Source organism: Rhodoluna miladensis (SeqCode) (assembly GCF_965234705.1).
Classification (GTDB): domain Bacteria; phylum Actinomycetota; class Actinomycetes; order Actinomycetales; family Microbacteriaceae; genus Rhodoluna; species Rhodoluna miladensis.
The window spans coordinates 975922-990532 of record NZ_OZ248465.1; the positions used below are offsets into that span (position 1 = coordinate 975922).

Below are 14611 nucleotides of genomic sequence, written 5' to 3' on the forward strand. Positions count from 1 at the left end.
TCCTTTTTTCTTAGATGAATCCAAAGTTCAGTAGCTCAAGGCTTGGGTAGATGGCAAACAAAACAGTCACCGGCAAAATCAAGAAAACTAGCGGAATCAGCATGCGCGTTTCATTCCTACCTGCCTGCCTCAACAATCGACTCTTTATTTCCTCCCTAACGCTGAGTGCTTGCTCGGAAAGCATTTGAGCCAGAGGCGTGCCCCGCTCGAGAGAGGTCGAGACCTTCGCTACAAACTCCGCTACCTGCGGGTGAGGTAATGCTTCCGCCACACGCCTGATTTCTGTACCAAAGGCTGCGCCATATTCAACCGCCTTTAGGGCTTTGGAAAACTCCCGAGCAATCTCACCGTCGCACCTTGGAATCACAGTTGCAAAGCTCCGATAGACCCCATCGCCGGCCCGAAGACTAACTGTCATGAGGTCCATTAGTTCTGGAAGCTCAAACAGCGCGCGCTCTAACTTCGCTGATTTATCAGATCGAAATTGGGTGATCAGCAACTTACCCGGCCCAAGCAACTTTCTAGGCCTAGGTGGCAAAGGGGTAATCGCGGCGTTCACGCGAACGGCCAGCGCAGTGTTTGAACTTTGCATCGCCAAGGTGAAAAAACTTGCAACACCGAAGCCAAAACTAACGGCGAGCAAAAACTCGATATTCAATTTGTAAGCACCCGGCTTGGTTTGGAAAGTGTGCCCATTAGGCCAACAAGTCGATAGGCGATTAAAGAAACCAAGAGGCCTGCAACCAGAACTCCGGTTCCCTCAACGGTGTTATAGATTGCGACGTTTTCCGATCTAGCCGCAAGGGTTGCAACGATAATCCAAGGTGCAACAATTGCAAGTTTGGCGGTTCCTGTCACCCAGCCCTGCTTGGATTCAAGTTCTCCCCAAAGCGCAATCTCAGATCTTGTTCTCAAAGCCTGCTCACGCAGTGAATCTAGATATCCAACTCCCCCAGAGCGATGCACAATTCGAATCAGTTCAACTAATCGATCTGCCTGCAGCTGCCCGAACTGCGACTTAAACCAATCCAACGAATTATCTAACCCCGCGCCGGAATCTACCCGGTCAACCAGTTCCTGGAAAACTGGCTGAATTCTTGAAGGCCCACTTCTTGCCACTTGCTCCAGTGAATCGACAATTCCAAAACCACTGCTGGCTGCAGAGTGAAGTGAATCTAAAACTTCTGGCCATAGCCGCGCCAGCTGGTCACTTCTTTGTTTGGATCTAAACCTAAGCGATTCGATGCTAAGCCCAAAGGTTGCAAGGCAGCTAAATATTGTTAGTCCTGGCACCTCAAAGCTCAACTGAACCCAGCTGGCTAGCAGAATCGAGGCTGCAAACACGAAAATCAAAAACTGAATCGGAGAGTGCCTCGACCAGCCAGCAGCTTCCAAAGCCATGCGCAGTGGTTTCATGCTGTGACCGACACAACATCAATAGCTAATGTTTTGTTATTGAAGCTAACGGTGGCGATCTCTTCGACAACTCTTTTGCCAGTGGGCAGCATCCGGCAGTGAATCACTAGGTCGATGCAGGAGCCGACCGTTGGATTCACAAACTCACTAGTTATGTTTGCTCCTGCCAAAAGCGGCAGAGTACACAGTTTGGAAATTGCGTCTTGAGCTGAGTTTGAATGAATTGTGCATAATCCAGGTAAACCTGAATTCAGAGCAATCAAGAGATCGAAGCTTTCTGCTTGTCGGACCTCTCCAACCACTATCCGACCTGGACGCATTCGAAGAGCTTCTTTGACAAGTCTTCGAAGCGAGATCTCACCAACGCCCTCGAGGTTGGGTTGCCTAGTCTGCATCGCAACCCAATCCAGGCCTTTATATCTAATCTCGAAAGTTTCCTCAACGGAGACAACTCTTTCCGAATCTCTTACCTCGTTCAGCAATGCACACAAAAGTGTTGTCTTGCCAGCTTGAGTAGCCCCAGAAACCAGAATGTTCTTTCCAAGCTTTACCTGCCCACTCAGGAATTGCGCTTGAGAAGCACTCAATGATTCAAGCTCAACAAGTCGTTTGAGTGAATAGACCCAGTTTGGAAACTTGCGAATGTTTACGCTCCAGGTGTTTCGGGTTATATCTGGAATGACAACGTGCAATCTGGAGCCATCCTCTAGTGAGGCGTCTACGAAAGGGGAAGATCGATCTAGGCGTCGGCCAGTGTTTCGAAGCATCTTTTCGATTAGGGTCTGAAGAAGTTCCTGCTCAATGCCCATTTCAAGGGCAGAGCTAACTCCCGCTCTTGCAACAAACACTTCAGAGGTGCTGTTGATCCATATCTCTTCTATATCGGGGTCATCCAGAAGTGGTTGTAGTGGTCCGTAGGCCGATAGCTGTTGAGCTAGCTCTGCTCTGAGCCTTGGCTCCTGTGCTGCCAAAACGCCGTTTGGCTCAGCCTCAACCGCTTCGTCTAAGACATCGTTTAGGGCACGGGAAACTTCCACATCCCCCGATACGATTCTTCGCCTGGCCAGAGTTGCAAGGGAAGAGACCAGTTCCGGCAAGCTACCTCCTTGATATTTCTAGCGGAAGGCAAGTTTGCCAATTGGCGAATTTTGGCGGGAGGATTTATCCACAGCGGGAAATGGTTAGACTATTCGAGGAACGCGGGAGTGGCGAAATTGGCAGACGCACTGGATTTAGGTTCCAGCGTTCGAAAGGACGTGTGGGTTCAAGTCCCACCTTCCGCACCAAAAACAAAAAGACCCGCTGCTTGCGGGTCTTTTCATTTAACTGAAGTTTTCCGTTTATTTCAGAGCACTAGTTCTAGCAAGTGCTAGTTGGGCGTTGATGATTCCCGCACCACAACCACCAATGATTGCGCAATTAGAGGTTGGGGCAAATGGTCGAACCGAGTCTTGGAGAATTGCTCTTACCCTTGCCGGGGTGATGTTGGGTTGCATCGAATACATCAAAGCGACGATTCCTGAAACTACCGGGGTGGCCATGCTGGTGCCCTCAGAAAGACGGTAGGAAGGCAAGTTCGCAGAATCAACCCAGGAGGAGATAATTCCTCCGCGTGAATCTGGAGACTCGGTCGAACCGATGTTGAACTCACCGCCGGGTGCTGATAGCAAAGTGCCGCTTCCAAAGTTTGAGTAAGTTGCTCTATCCCCTAACGCTTGAGTAGCCACAACGGTGATTACGCCGTTGCAGTTACCTGGGAATGAAAGTGATGCTCTGCTCTCATTTCCTGCAGCAGCAATCACGGTGATGCCTTTAGCAATCGCCGCATCAAAAATTGACGCGTAGCCGCCGGTGCAAGAAACTACCTCTTTCGCACCGAGGGACAAATTGATCACCGATACCGGAAACTTGTTTTGAGGGATACCGGCTATTTTCACTCCGGCTGCCCAGTTGACCGCTTTTACGAGGTCAGAGATTGTCCCGCCGTCTTTACCGAGAGCTCTGATTGGCAACAGTTTTACGTTCGGGGCAATACCCGCTGTTCCAAGAAAATCGTGCTCGGCAGCAATGATGCCGGCAACGTGAGTTCCATGGAAGCTGTTTCCACCTGAGGAATCGCCCTCATCGTTTGGGTTTGAGTCTTCACCGTCGCCATCAGCGGCGTTTGCTAGTTCGGAGACAAAGTCATACCCGTAAATACTGCCGTCGGCGTTTCTAGTGAGAGCCTTGTCAATCTGCTGGTGGGCCCTGATACCGGTGTCGATCACCGCAACTACTTTGTAGCCATCGCCCTTTGAGTACTTCCAGGCCGTTGGCATAGAAACGCCATTTTTACCATTGAGGTACCACTGCAGCGGAAAGTACAAATCATTTGCCGGTACGGTGGCATTCGAACTTGAAATGCCTAGCTCATTGGTTGCGAAGACCTCAACTGTGTAGGTGGTGTCTGGCAGCAGCTCAGGGAATTGACACCTGGTTGCGTTGCATAAAGAAGTCTCGACCGATTCAATATCGCTTGCGGTGGCAACAGCTCGATATCTAACCGCGCTGGCTGCGAATCCACCCCGATCAGAAATTGACTGTTCGAGGTATGTGACGTTTCCAGGACCGATTCTTGGCGCCGAGGTGACATAGACAGGCTTCGGAGCAGTTCTAACTGTTGCTGAAGCGGTGTTTGATGATGCGCCAACAGTGTTGAGCTCGGAGCCATCGTTGGTTATGGCCCGCACCCGGAATCGATAGCTGATTCCAGCCCGAATTCCATCGCTGACAAATACTCGTGTGTCGCTGCTGCCGGTGTTAGAAATCAATGTCTGGTAGCTGGCGCCACCGTTGGAAGAGTACTGAACTCGGTATCCAACAATCTTTGCCCCGTAGCGTTTGGATGGGGTCTTCCAGCTAAGCCGCACTCTGGCTTGGTCACTGGCGGTTGCACTAACGGCCGGTTTAGCAACGAGTGAAATTGGGCCTGATGCCGCTCGAGCCTGAGTAAGAATTGGGCGATTAGAAATATTCGCCGAGGCCTTTTCGATAGCGAGGTTTGGCTCAGCCCAGATAATTCTTCGATCAAGCACCATGCGCTTGATCCAAATCTTTGCCAGAGTTTTGTCCATCGGCTCAACAAAGTTCAGAGCGAAAAGTCCCCCACCAAGATCTTCACTGACAACTTTGCCTCGAAGTAAGTTTGCTCCCGTTGGTTCACCGTTTGGTGCCACGGCTTCAACGCCGGCCGAATACTGAACCAGCACTCCGGAAATTTTCTCGGTTGACTGGGCTGTTGCGGCGCTAGCTGCAGGGGCGACACCGCTTACTAGCAGAGCTGTCATAGCAATAGACAGCAAACATCCCCGAAGGCTCATATCTTCAACCTATCAGAGGCTTTTTTGCATCAGGATTGTTCCCAGCCAACGGTCAAACTTGAAGCCAACCTTGGCAAGGTGACCCTGTTTTTTGAATCCAAATTGCTCGTGAAGTCGCACTGATGATTCAGCGCCGCTGTCGGAAATCACAGCAACAACTTCCTTTACTCCGGCTTGCTTAGAAAGGGCAAGCAGCTCTTCCAGCAACTTGGTCCCAATTCGTTTTCTAGTTGCTGCTGCACGCAAGTAGATGCTGTCTTCGACAGTTCTCCGATAGGCGGATTTTTGACGCCAGGGAGCAACATAGGCAAATCCGAGAATCTCGCCGGTTTCAGTTTCGGCAACGATAAACGGTAGCTTTTGCTTGTTTAGGTACTCGAGCTTTTCTTCCCACGCACTAAGCTGCATTATCTGCTCATCAAAAGTCACCACTGAGTTTTGTATATAGAAGTTATAGATCTCGCAGATCGCGAAGCAATCCTTCGGCTGGGCAGCCCTGATGCTAAGAGTTAGAGGCCTGTCGGTATCTTCCCGGAATCCGCGAGCGCGAAAGCGCCTGATTAATCTCCAGCGAGAGGTTGAATCAAGACCCACGGCTACTCCTAACAGGACCAATCTATCGGGGCTAGGCCCTTTGCTTGAAGAGCCGAATTCACTCTGGAATAAATCCGTGATCCAAAAAAGCCACGCGAGGCAGAAAGCGGACTGGGGTGAGTGGCTTGGATGACCTCCCCCTTCACAATCAACGCACTTAGCTTTTTGGCATGCTCGCCAAGGCTTATACAAACCAGAGAACTTGAATCCAGTTGCCCAATAACAGCCTTGGTAAATCCAATCCAGATCTTGGCGTGGGCACCGGGGGCTCCAACAATGGTGGTCAATGCGGAATTGAGCAGCATCACACCCTGGCTACTCCAGCGATCTAATTGACCGGAATTTGAAACTTTAGGTAAATCGGTGGCCAGTTCTTTCATTAGGTTTTTTAGACTTTGAGGTTGCTTGCTTACATTAGAAACCGCAAAGGCCAAGCCGCAGGCAACATCTTTGGTGGGATAGGGATCTTGGCCAATCAGCAAAACCTTTACCGACTCGAACGGTTCTTGGAACGCGCGCATCACCAAGGCCGGTGGCGGAGTGATCTGCGGCTCTGAGATTAGCTGAGCCTCGATCTCGGTTAGCAAGTCTTTACTTGCCGAAAGCCTGGCTTGCCAAGAGGGATGCATGGAGCTAAAGAACATGTATAAAGGGTATGGGTTCCGTGGTGGCACAATGATTGCATGACCCAGTCAATTCTTGAGCAGGCCCAATCAATGCTGCCTGAGCTTCAGGCCCTCAGGCGAAAGCTCCACCAGATTCCTGAGTTTGGACTTGAACTACCAAACACCCTCAAGGTAATCCTCGATGAAATTTCCCCTCTTGGCGAAATCACTTTGGGTAAATCCATCACCTCTGCAGTTCTGCACATAAAAGGAGATCTTCCTGGGCCAACCGTATTGTTGCGTGCCGATATGGATGCCCTTGCGGTAATTGAAGAAACTGGAGTTCCATACGCCTCAACTAATGGTTTTATGCATGCCTGTGGTCACGATTTGCATATGGCCATGGGAGTTGGAGCCGCAAAGATCCTTGCGTCAAGAAAGTCAGAACTTAAAGGTGAAGTGATCATCTTTTTCCAACCTGGCGAAGAAGGCCATCACGGAGCCGATGTGATGATCGAAGAACAAGCTCTGATGGTTTCTGGATCTAAACCAATTCGGGCCTACGGTCTGCATGTCTTTAGCTCCTACCCGCTTGGAATGATGGGCTCTCGAAGCGGGCCCTTGATGGCATCTGCCGGAGACTTACTTGTAACTGTCACCGGTAGCGGTGGACATGGTTCTATGCCTTGGTTATCTAAGGATCCAATCAGCGTGCTAAACGAAATTATGTCTTCTCTTCAAACCATGGTGACAAAGCGCTTCAGTGCGTTTGATCCAGTGATTGTAAACATCGGTTGGGTAAGAGCTGGAGATACTGCAACCACAAACGTTATTCCTGAAACTGCATCGTTCGGCGCAACTGTCAGAGTGTTCTCCGAGGAAAATGCCACCAAGCTAAAGCAATACACCCAGGAGCTTGTCGACTCTATTGCAACCGGATTTGGCTTGAGTGCAACGGTTGAATTCACAAGAGCTACAAAGGTTTTGATGAATGACCCTAAAGCAATCTCTTCGGTAGAGAAAGTAACCAGCGAACTGTTTGGCGCTAGCCGATACATCAACCTCCCAACACCGATTGCGGGCGGCGAGGACTTTGCATCGATTGTGAGCGAGATTCCAGGAGCATTCGTGTTTATGGGTGCATGCCCTCCGGGGACCGATCACACCAACGCTGCCACCAATCACTCCAACAAGGCAGTATTCGATGATTCTGTCTTGGGAGACGGCGCTGCGCTGCTGGCCTCACTAGCTGTTGATGCACTCAGCTAACCATTAGGCTTTTTCACAATCATGGAATTTCAAGTATCTGGTGACAGCATCCCATCTGAGTTCATCACGGACGAAATGGCCAGAAAGCTCATTGGCAAACCACCGGCCTCAGGCGCCTGGCGCGATGGAGACCCTGCAGGGGATCGCAAGTTCACAACTTCTTTTGATGTAAAGCTCGAAAGCGGCAAGAAGCTCGATGACGTCAAGATTGCCTACGAAAGTTGGGGCGAACTAAAGCCCGACGCGTCAAATGCAATCTTGATTCTTCACGCGCTAACTGGAGACTCTCATGCATTTGGCTCGGCAACTAGGGCACACCCAACCGCCGGTTGGTGGAATGGGGTTATCGGTCCAGGGCTCGCGATAGATACAAACAAGTACTTTGTCGTTGCTCCTAACATGCTCGGAGGCTGCCAAGGTTCGACTGGACCAACGTCTTTGGATAAGAAGGGTAAGGAGTACGGACCACGTTTTCCTTACATAACTATCCGTGACCAAGTCACTGCGCAAGTTGAGCTTTCAAAGCAGCTTGGAATAAAACGCTGGAAAGCAATCATCGGTGGCTCCATGGGTGGTATGCAAGTTCTGGAATGGGCAATCGAATATCCCGAAGCAATGGAAAAAATCGCGGTTCTCGCAGCACCTGCATTTTCTAACGCCGATCAAATTGCATTGAACTCAGTTCAGCTCGAGGCGATCAAAGCAGATCCTGCCTTTAATGAAGGTGACTACTACGACGCTGCTGCAGGTAAAGGTCCCTACCGTGGACTTGCGCTGGCCAGACGCATGGCGCTTTTGAACTATCGCTCCCCCGAAGAATTGAATGTGCGCTTTGAGCGCGCTTGGCAATCCAAGGTAAATCCATTTGGTGACGGTGGACGCTTCGCGGTTGAGAGCTACCTAGATTTCCACGGCAACAAATTCACCCGCAGATTTGATGCCAACAGCTACCTCACTCTTGTCGAGGCCATGAACTCTCACGACATCGCTCGTGGACGAGGATCCATCAAAAAAGCCATTCAAAAAATCAAAGCTGAGATGTTGCTTGTGGGTATTGATAGCGATCGATTGTTCCCGGTACCAAGCCAGGAAGTAATTGCAGAAAGTGTCCCAAAGAAGCTCTTTGGAAACAAATTGTTTGTCATCAAATCCGACTACGGTCACGACGGATTTCTGATCGAAGCCAATAAGGTCGGCAAGCTTCTAAAGCGCCTGCTTTCGGCCAAGTCCTAACCGTCAAAGCAACCCAATCCCGCCAACCTAGCTACCTAAGATAGGTCTTACTGCCCGAAGGTCGATTTGAAGGAGACATCAGGTGTCCACATTACAAAAGGCAAGATTCGCAGTTTTTGCCTATTTCACAATCTCAGGTGCCGCAGTGACCTTCTGGGCGGTGCACATTCCATTTGTTGAAAACAAGTTTGAAATCTCCCATGCAGCAATTGGCACACTGCTGCTGGTTTTTGGAGGCGGTGCGCTTACCGCTATACAAATGGTAGGAAATCTTATAGATCGGGTGGGTTCTCGGACAGCAGCTTTCCTATCGGGCACGTTCATGGGCGTGATGCTTTTTCTACCAGGGTTTGCTGACACACCACTCTATTTAGGTATCGCATTGTTTCTGTTGGGAATCGGAGTCGGAGCAACTGATGTAGCCATGAACGCCCATGCGGTTGATGTTGAAAAGGCCTATCAGCGGCCAATTTTCTCGGCTTTTCATTCCATGTGGTCTTTCGGAGGATTGATCGGCGCCAGTGTCGGCGGAATTGCTTTGGCTAATAGGCTTGAAATGCAAACCACACTCTCCGGCGCAGCCATTGCTACTTTGCTGGTCGCAATTTCAATGCGAACCTGGATGCTTCCCGATAGTCCGAACCACCAATTGAATACACGAACTAAGGCTGCAGACAAGCAAGCCGAAAAATCTCGTCTCAAAGCACAAAATGCTTCCAATAGAAAGGTTCTTGGTTTTGTTTTGTTCTTGGGTGCAATGGCTGCGGCCGCAGCAATTGCCGAAGGTACAGGTGTGGACTGGTCCACTCTTCATCACGCAAGAGTGCTTGGTACCTCTGATGCTCAGGCTGCAATTGCTCTCGTTGTTTACACAGGAGCAATGGGAACCACACGGTTGGTAATCGATAAGGTAGTTGCTGCTCGCGGAAGAATATTTGTTATTCGATTTGGTTCTCTAGTTTCAGCTGTTGGAACATGCGTGGTGGTTCTTTCTACAACTTCTCCGGTAGCACTTGCTGGCTGGGTGATTGCCGGAATTGGAATTGCAGGAGTGGTGCCGCAGATGTTTGCTTACTCAGCCGAAGTCGGCGAGGACACTCACACCGGGCGTAACATGGCAAAAGTAGTTGGAATTACCTACGCTGGAGTACTAGCTGGACCGGCAATTATTGGCTTCCTAACAGCACTTGTTCCTTTGAATATCGCAATTGGACTAGGTGTAGTTTTAGGTCTCTTCACAGCCCTCGGAACCCTAGTTATTGAAAAAAGGAATGCCAATGCCAAAACTCTTTGAATCGATCCGACTTCGCGGCCTTGAGGTAAAAAACCGAATTTGGATCTCGCCGATGTGTATGTACTCGGCTGAGAACAAGGACGGCATGCCTGGCGCCTGGCAGGAGATTCACCTCGGTTCAAGGGCGGTGGGCGGCGCAGGCCTGATATTTGTTGAGGCCTCTGGCGTTAGCCCCGAAGGTCGAATCACTCCCTGGTGCACTGGAATTTGGAACGACGAGCAGGCAAAGGCTTGGAAGAAGATTGTTGATATCTGTCATTCGCATGGTTCGAAAGTTGCGATGCAGCTTGCTCATGCCGGTCGGAAAGCATCCGTGCATCGGGAGTCAAGCGGCGTTGGTTCAGTCGCGATAAGCGAAGGTGGCTGGCAAAGCGTTTCATCAACAAATGTCGCCTTTGGCGATTACGCAGCTCCTCGAGCTTTGAGCGTCGATGAAATTGCAAAGCTCGTTGAAGCATTTGTTGCTGCTGCCAAAAGATCGGTGTCTGCTGGTTTTGACGCAGTTGAAATTCACGGTGCTCATGGATATTTGATCCACCAATTCCTTTCGCCTCTTGCAAATGATAGAAGCGATCAGTATGGCGGGTCGTTAGAGAACAGAGCTCGCTTTTTGATGGAAACAATCAAGGCCGTGAGAAATGCAATCCCTGAATCTATGCCGCTGTTTTTGCGCCTTTCGGCAACCGACTATGCCGAGGGTGGTTGGGACCAAGTTCAAACAGCCGAGGTTTCGAAGTGGGCAACTGAATCAGGTGTTGACCTTATCGATATTTCAAGTGGAGGGATTATCACTGGAGTCACGATTCCTTCGGGACCGGGTTATCAAGTTCCACTCGCAGAATATGTTGCAGAAAGAATCAAGCAGCCGGTTAGTGCTGTGGGTCAGATTACCGATGCCAAGCAAGCCGAGCAAATTTTGCAGTCAGGTCAGGTGGATGTAATCCTGATTGGCCGCGCTAGCCTCAGAGATCCCTACTGGCCGCTTCGAGCCGCCAGTGAATTGGGCATTGAAGTGGATTGGCCTGAGCAGTACGAACGAGGAAAGTGGCCCAAGTAAGTAGCCACAGAGATTTGCCCTATTTACGGCTAGTTACCAAGGGCCAGACCCCTATCGCTCGCAGAGCGTAAGATATAGGAGTCATTCAAGCCAACAAATAAGGGGTTTTTCCGTGTCCGGTGAAGGATTGCAAGACGACTACGGAGCCAACTCTTGGCTAGTAGAAGAGATGTACGAAAAGTACAAGCAAAACCCAGACTCCGTCGATAAGGCCTGGTGGCCAATCCTCGAAAACTACCAGTCCACACAGGGAGCGGTAACCCCAGCTCCAACTAGTCAATCCCCCGTAGTTTCAGATATGACTTCATCGATTCCGGTGGTTGCCAAGACCACTCGCGTTGAGGCAAAGCCCGCGCCAATTCCAGCCCAGGCTCCGATCACTGAATCAATCGCCATAGTGCCCGAGTCATCCGAGGAAGATGCTCAAGACCAGGTAACAGCCCTAAAGGGAATGGCAAAGACTCTGGCAACCAATATGGACCAGTCGTTGCAGATCCCAACCGCGACAAGTGTTCGCGCGCTGCCAGCAAAACTCATGATTGATAATCGTCTGGTTATCAACTCTCATCTTTCTCGAACTCGTGGTGGAAAAATCTCTTTCACGCACTTGATTGGCTTTGCCATTATTCAGGCGCTAAAAAAGTTCCCGAGTCAAAACGTTTACTACGACATTGTTGATGAGAAGCCAGTTGTGGTGCAGCCTGCCAACATCAACTTCGGTCTTGCAATTGATATTCCAAAACCTGATGGCTCAAGAGCACTCTTGGTTCCTAACATCAAACGCGCTCAGCGCCTGAACTTTGCTGAGTACCTAACCGCCTACGAAGAACTTGTGGCAAAGGCTCGAACAAACACTTTGACAGCTAGCGATTTCCAAGGAACAACCATTTCGCTTACCAATCCGGGTGGAATTGGAACTGTTCACTCGGTTCCGCGCTTGACAAAAAACCAAGGTTGCATCGTTGGAGCCGGAGCGTTGGACTACCCAGCCGAGTTCCAGGGAATGAGCGATGCTCATCTGGCAAAACTTGGAATCAGCAAAGTAATTACACTGACTTCGACCTATGACCACCGTGTGATCCAAGGTGCCGGTAGCGGAGAGTTTCTAAAGATTGTTCACGGACTGCTTCTTGGTGAAGATGGCTTCTACGATCAGATCTTTGCGGCGCTACGAATTCCATACGAGCCAGTTCGCTGGGTTGCTGACTTCGACCGCGAAGGTGCGGATGACCGCGATAAGTCCACCAGAATTCAAGAGCTGATAAACGCCTACCGAGTACGCGGACATTTGATGGCTGATACCGATCCACTCGAGTACAGGCAGCGCACTCACCCTGATCTAGATGTGTTGAACCACGGGCTAAGCCTCTGGGATCTAGATAGAACGTTTAGAACAGCAGGTTTTGGCGGAACCACCAAGGCCCCGTTCCGCGACATCCTGAAAACTCTTCGAGATTCCTACTGCCGCACCGTGGGCGTTGAGTACATGCACATCCAGGACCCAACCCAGCGCAAGTGGTTCCAGGACCGGTTAGAAAAGCCGTACGCCAAGCCAACTCGCGAAGAGCAGCTGCGCATTCTGAACAAACTCAATGAAGCAGAGGCTTTCGAGACTTTCCTTCAGACCAAGTTTGTTGGACAAAAGCGCTTCAGTCTTGAAGGTGGCGAGGGTGCCATCGCTGCCATGGACGAGCTACTTCAGTCCGCTGCCAACGCAGGTATCCAGGAAGTTTGCATCGGAATGGCCCACCGCGGTCGACTAAATGTGCTGACCAATATCGCTGGGAAGACTTACGGTCAGGTGTTCAAAGAGTTCGAAGGAAACACCGATACCAAATCTGTACAAGGCTCAGGCGATGTGAAATACCACTTAGGAACCGAAGGAATCTTTGAGAGCCTTCAGGGAAACAAGGTTAACGTTTCACTGGCTGCAAATCCATCTCACTTGGAAGCGGTTAACCCTGTACTTGAGGGAATCGTGCGCGCCAAACTTGATCGCCTAAATGCTATTCCCCGAAATGAATTCCCGGTTGTGCCAGTTCTAATTCACGGCGACGCAGCTTTCGCAGGCCAGGGAGTAGTTCCTGAAACTTTGAACATGGCTTCTCTTCGCGGATACAAAACCGGCGGAACTATCCACCTGGTGATCAATAACCAGGTTGGTTTCACAACTCCACCATCCGAGTCCCGATCGACCGTTTACTCAACCGATGTTGCCAAATCAATTCAGGCTCCAATCTTCCACGTGAACGGCGATGATCCAGAGGCCGTTGTTAGAGTTGCGCACCTAGCGTTTGCGTATCGTCAGGAATTTAAAAACGATGCGGTAATTGACTTGATTTGCTACCGCCGCCGCGGTCACAACGAAGGTGATGATCCTTCGATGACCCAGCCACTGATGTATAACCTCATTGAAGCAAAGCGCTCGGTGAGAACCCTCTACCTCGAATCCCTGGTTGGACGAGGAGACATCACTCAGGCTGAGTTCGAAGCTGCCAACTCGGATTTCCAAGCCAAGCTCGAAAACGCCTTCGTCGAAGTGCATGAGGCAATGGCTGCTCCGATTGAGCTGATCCCTCGCCGAGTAGGCATCGGAACCACAGCCAGCGATGAGCCTGAAATCTCCCGACCAACCGCTGTGGCAAAAGAGGTAATTGAGCTCATCGGTGACGCTCACGCCAACACTCCTCCAGGATTCAGCGTTCACCCGAAGCTTCAGCAACTTCTGGCCAAGCGACTAGAAATGAGCCGCGAAGGTGGCATCGACTGGGGCTTTGGCGAATTGCTTTCTTTTGGATCCCTTCTAATGGAAGGCGTCCCGGTTCGTCTTGCAGGTCAAGATTCCAGGCGCGGGACTTTCGTTCAGCGCCACGCTGTCTTCCACGACCGAGTCAACGGCCAAGAGTGGATGCCTCTTAGAAACTTGAGCGAGACTCAGGCTAAGTTCTGGATTTACGACTCGCTGTTGAGTGAGTACGCAACCATGGGATTCGAATACGGTTACTCAATCGAGAACAAGGAAGCACTTGTTTTGTGGGAAGCGCAGTTTGGTGATTTCGTAAACGGCGCCCAGACCATTGTGGATGAGTTCATCACTTCGGCCGAGCAGAAATGGAACCAACACTCAAGCTTGGTTCTTCTGCTTCCTCACGGCTACGAGGGTCAAGGACCCGACCATTCATCGGCGCGAATCGAAAGATTCTTGCAGCTTTGTGCTGAGAACAATATGACTGTTGCTCAGCCAAGCACTCCAGCTTCACACTTCCATCTGCTGCGCAGACAAGCGTTCACCAGACCAAGAAGACCGCTTGTGGTTTTCACTCCTAAATCGATGCTCAGGTTAAAGTCCGCTTCTTCGTCGGTTGCTGATTTCACTTCCGGGTCATTCCAGCCGGTTATTGACGATGTGCAAGGTTTGGACAAAGCAAGTGTTAAGCGCCTGATTCTTTGCTCAGGAAAAATCTACTGGGATTTGATGGCTGAACTTGAAAAGCGAAATGAGAGAAACATTGCCGTTGTTCGTATCGAGCAGCTCTACCCAACTCCGGTAGACGAAATCAAGCAAGCCTACGCTTCCTATCCAAATGCCGAGCTCTACTGGGTACAGGATGAACCTGCGAACCAAGGACCTTGGACCTACATCGGTCTGTTCTTGCCTAAGTACATGGACGGTCAAGTTGCAACTCTGGTTTCAAGACCAGCAAGTGCTTCGCCTGCGACAGGTTCTGCCAAGCGTCACGCGGTAGAACAAGCCGACCTAATTACAAGAGCGCTGGCGCTGTAG

Annotated in this window: 11 protein-coding genes and 1 tRNA gene; 6 read left to right on the forward strand and 6 right to left on the reverse strand. The window is 50.5% G+C overall.

Annotated elements, in window-relative coordinates; genetic code table 11:
- Positions 1 to 10: 10 nt before the first annotated feature.
- The 3 genes from AC8GDC_RS04880 to AC8GDC_RS04890 are packed head-to-tail and all read right to left on the reverse strand — an operon-like array spanning position 11 to position 2513.
- Complete coding sequence (locus AC8GDC_RS04880) at positions 11 to 658, reverse strand: type II secretion system F family protein (protein ID WP_506557544.1); 648 nt, start codon at positions 656 to 658, stop codon at positions 11 to 13.
- Entirely contained in the window at positions 655 to 1416 is a 762-nt protein-coding gene (locus tag AC8GDC_RS04885) for a type II secretion system F family protein (protein ID WP_506557545.1), read from the reverse strand. Before AC8GDC_RS04885 ends, AC8GDC_RS04880 begins: the two co-directional genes overlap by 4 nt.
- Positions 1413 to 2513 (reverse strand): TadA family conjugal transfer-associated ATPase, encoded by a 1101-nt coding sequence (locus AC8GDC_RS04890; RefSeq protein ID WP_506557546.1) that lies wholly within the window; start codon positions 2511 to 2513, stop codon positions 1413 to 1415. Before AC8GDC_RS04890 ends, AC8GDC_RS04885 begins: the two co-directional genes overlap by 4 nt.
- Before the next feature lie 102 nt (positions 2514 to 2615).
- Between AC8GDC_RS04890 and AC8GDC_RS04895 the strand changes: the two genes are divergently transcribed.
- A tRNA-Leu gene (locus AC8GDC_RS04895) sits at positions 2616 to 2702 on the forward strand.
- Between the two features lie 54 nt (positions 2703 to 2756).
- Here the strand turns inward: AC8GDC_RS04895 and AC8GDC_RS04900 are convergent.
- The 3 genes from AC8GDC_RS04900 to AC8GDC_RS04910 are packed head-to-tail and all read right to left on the reverse strand — an operon-like array spanning position 2757 to position 6013.
- A complete protein-coding gene (locus AC8GDC_RS04900) occupies positions 2757 to 4742 on the reverse strand; it encodes a S8 family serine peptidase (protein WP_506557547.1) in 1986 nt (661 codons plus the stop codon).
- Between the two features lie 45 nt (positions 4743 to 4787).
- Positions 4788 to 5369 (reverse strand): GNAT family N-acetyltransferase, encoded by a 582-nt coding sequence (locus tag AC8GDC_RS04905; RefSeq protein ID WP_506557548.1) that lies wholly within the window; start codon positions 5367 to 5369, stop codon positions 4788 to 4790.
- A gap of 8 nt (positions 5370 to 5377) precedes the next feature.
- A complete protein-coding gene (locus AC8GDC_RS04910; RefSeq protein ID WP_506557549.1) occupies positions 5378 to 6013 on the reverse strand; it encodes a uracil-DNA glycosylase in 636 nt (211 codons plus the stop codon).
- A gap of 39 nt (positions 6014 to 6052) precedes the next feature.
- Here AC8GDC_RS04910 and AC8GDC_RS04915 point away from each other — a divergent pair, with 39 nt between their 5' ends.
- The 5 genes from AC8GDC_RS04915 (at position 6053) to AC8GDC_RS04935 (ending at position 14611) form a co-directional block, all read left to right on the forward strand.
- The gene (locus AC8GDC_RS04915; RefSeq protein ID WP_506557550.1) at positions 6053 to 7243 is read left to right on the forward strand and encodes a M20 metallopeptidase family protein; all 1191 of its coding nucleotides are present in this window, start codon (positions 6053 to 6055) and stop codon (positions 7241 to 7243) included.
- A 21-nt stretch (positions 7244 to 7264) separates the two neighbouring features.
- Positions 7265 to 8476: a homoserine O-acetyltransferase MetX gene (gene metX / locus AC8GDC_RS04920; protein WP_506557551.1), complete on the forward strand. Its 1212-nt coding sequence runs from the start codon at positions 7265 to 7267 to the stop codon at positions 8474 to 8476.
- Positions 8477 to 8558: 82 nt separating this feature from the next.
- Positions 8559 to 9770 carry an MFS transporter gene (locus tag AC8GDC_RS04925; RefSeq protein WP_506557552.1) on the forward strand — a complete coding sequence of 404 codons (1212 nt, stop codon included), beginning with the start codon at positions 8559 to 8561 and terminating at the stop codon, positions 9768 to 9770.
- Positions 9754 to 10827, forward strand: coding sequence for an NADH:flavin oxidoreductase/NADH oxidase (locus tag AC8GDC_RS04930; RefSeq protein WP_506557553.1), 1074 nt, complete (start codon positions 9754 to 9756; stop codon positions 10825 to 10827). The genes AC8GDC_RS04925 and AC8GDC_RS04930 overlap by 17 nt, the downstream gene beginning before the upstream one ends.
- Positions 10828 to 10996: 169 nt before the next feature.
- The gene (locus AC8GDC_RS04935; RefSeq protein WP_506558470.1) at positions 10997 to 14611 is read left to right on the forward strand and encodes a multifunctional oxoglutarate decarboxylase/oxoglutarate dehydrogenase thiamine pyrophosphate-binding subunit/dihydrolipoyllysine-residue succinyltransferase subunit; all 3615 of its coding nucleotides are present in this window, start codon (positions 10997 to 10999) and stop codon (positions 14609 to 14611) included.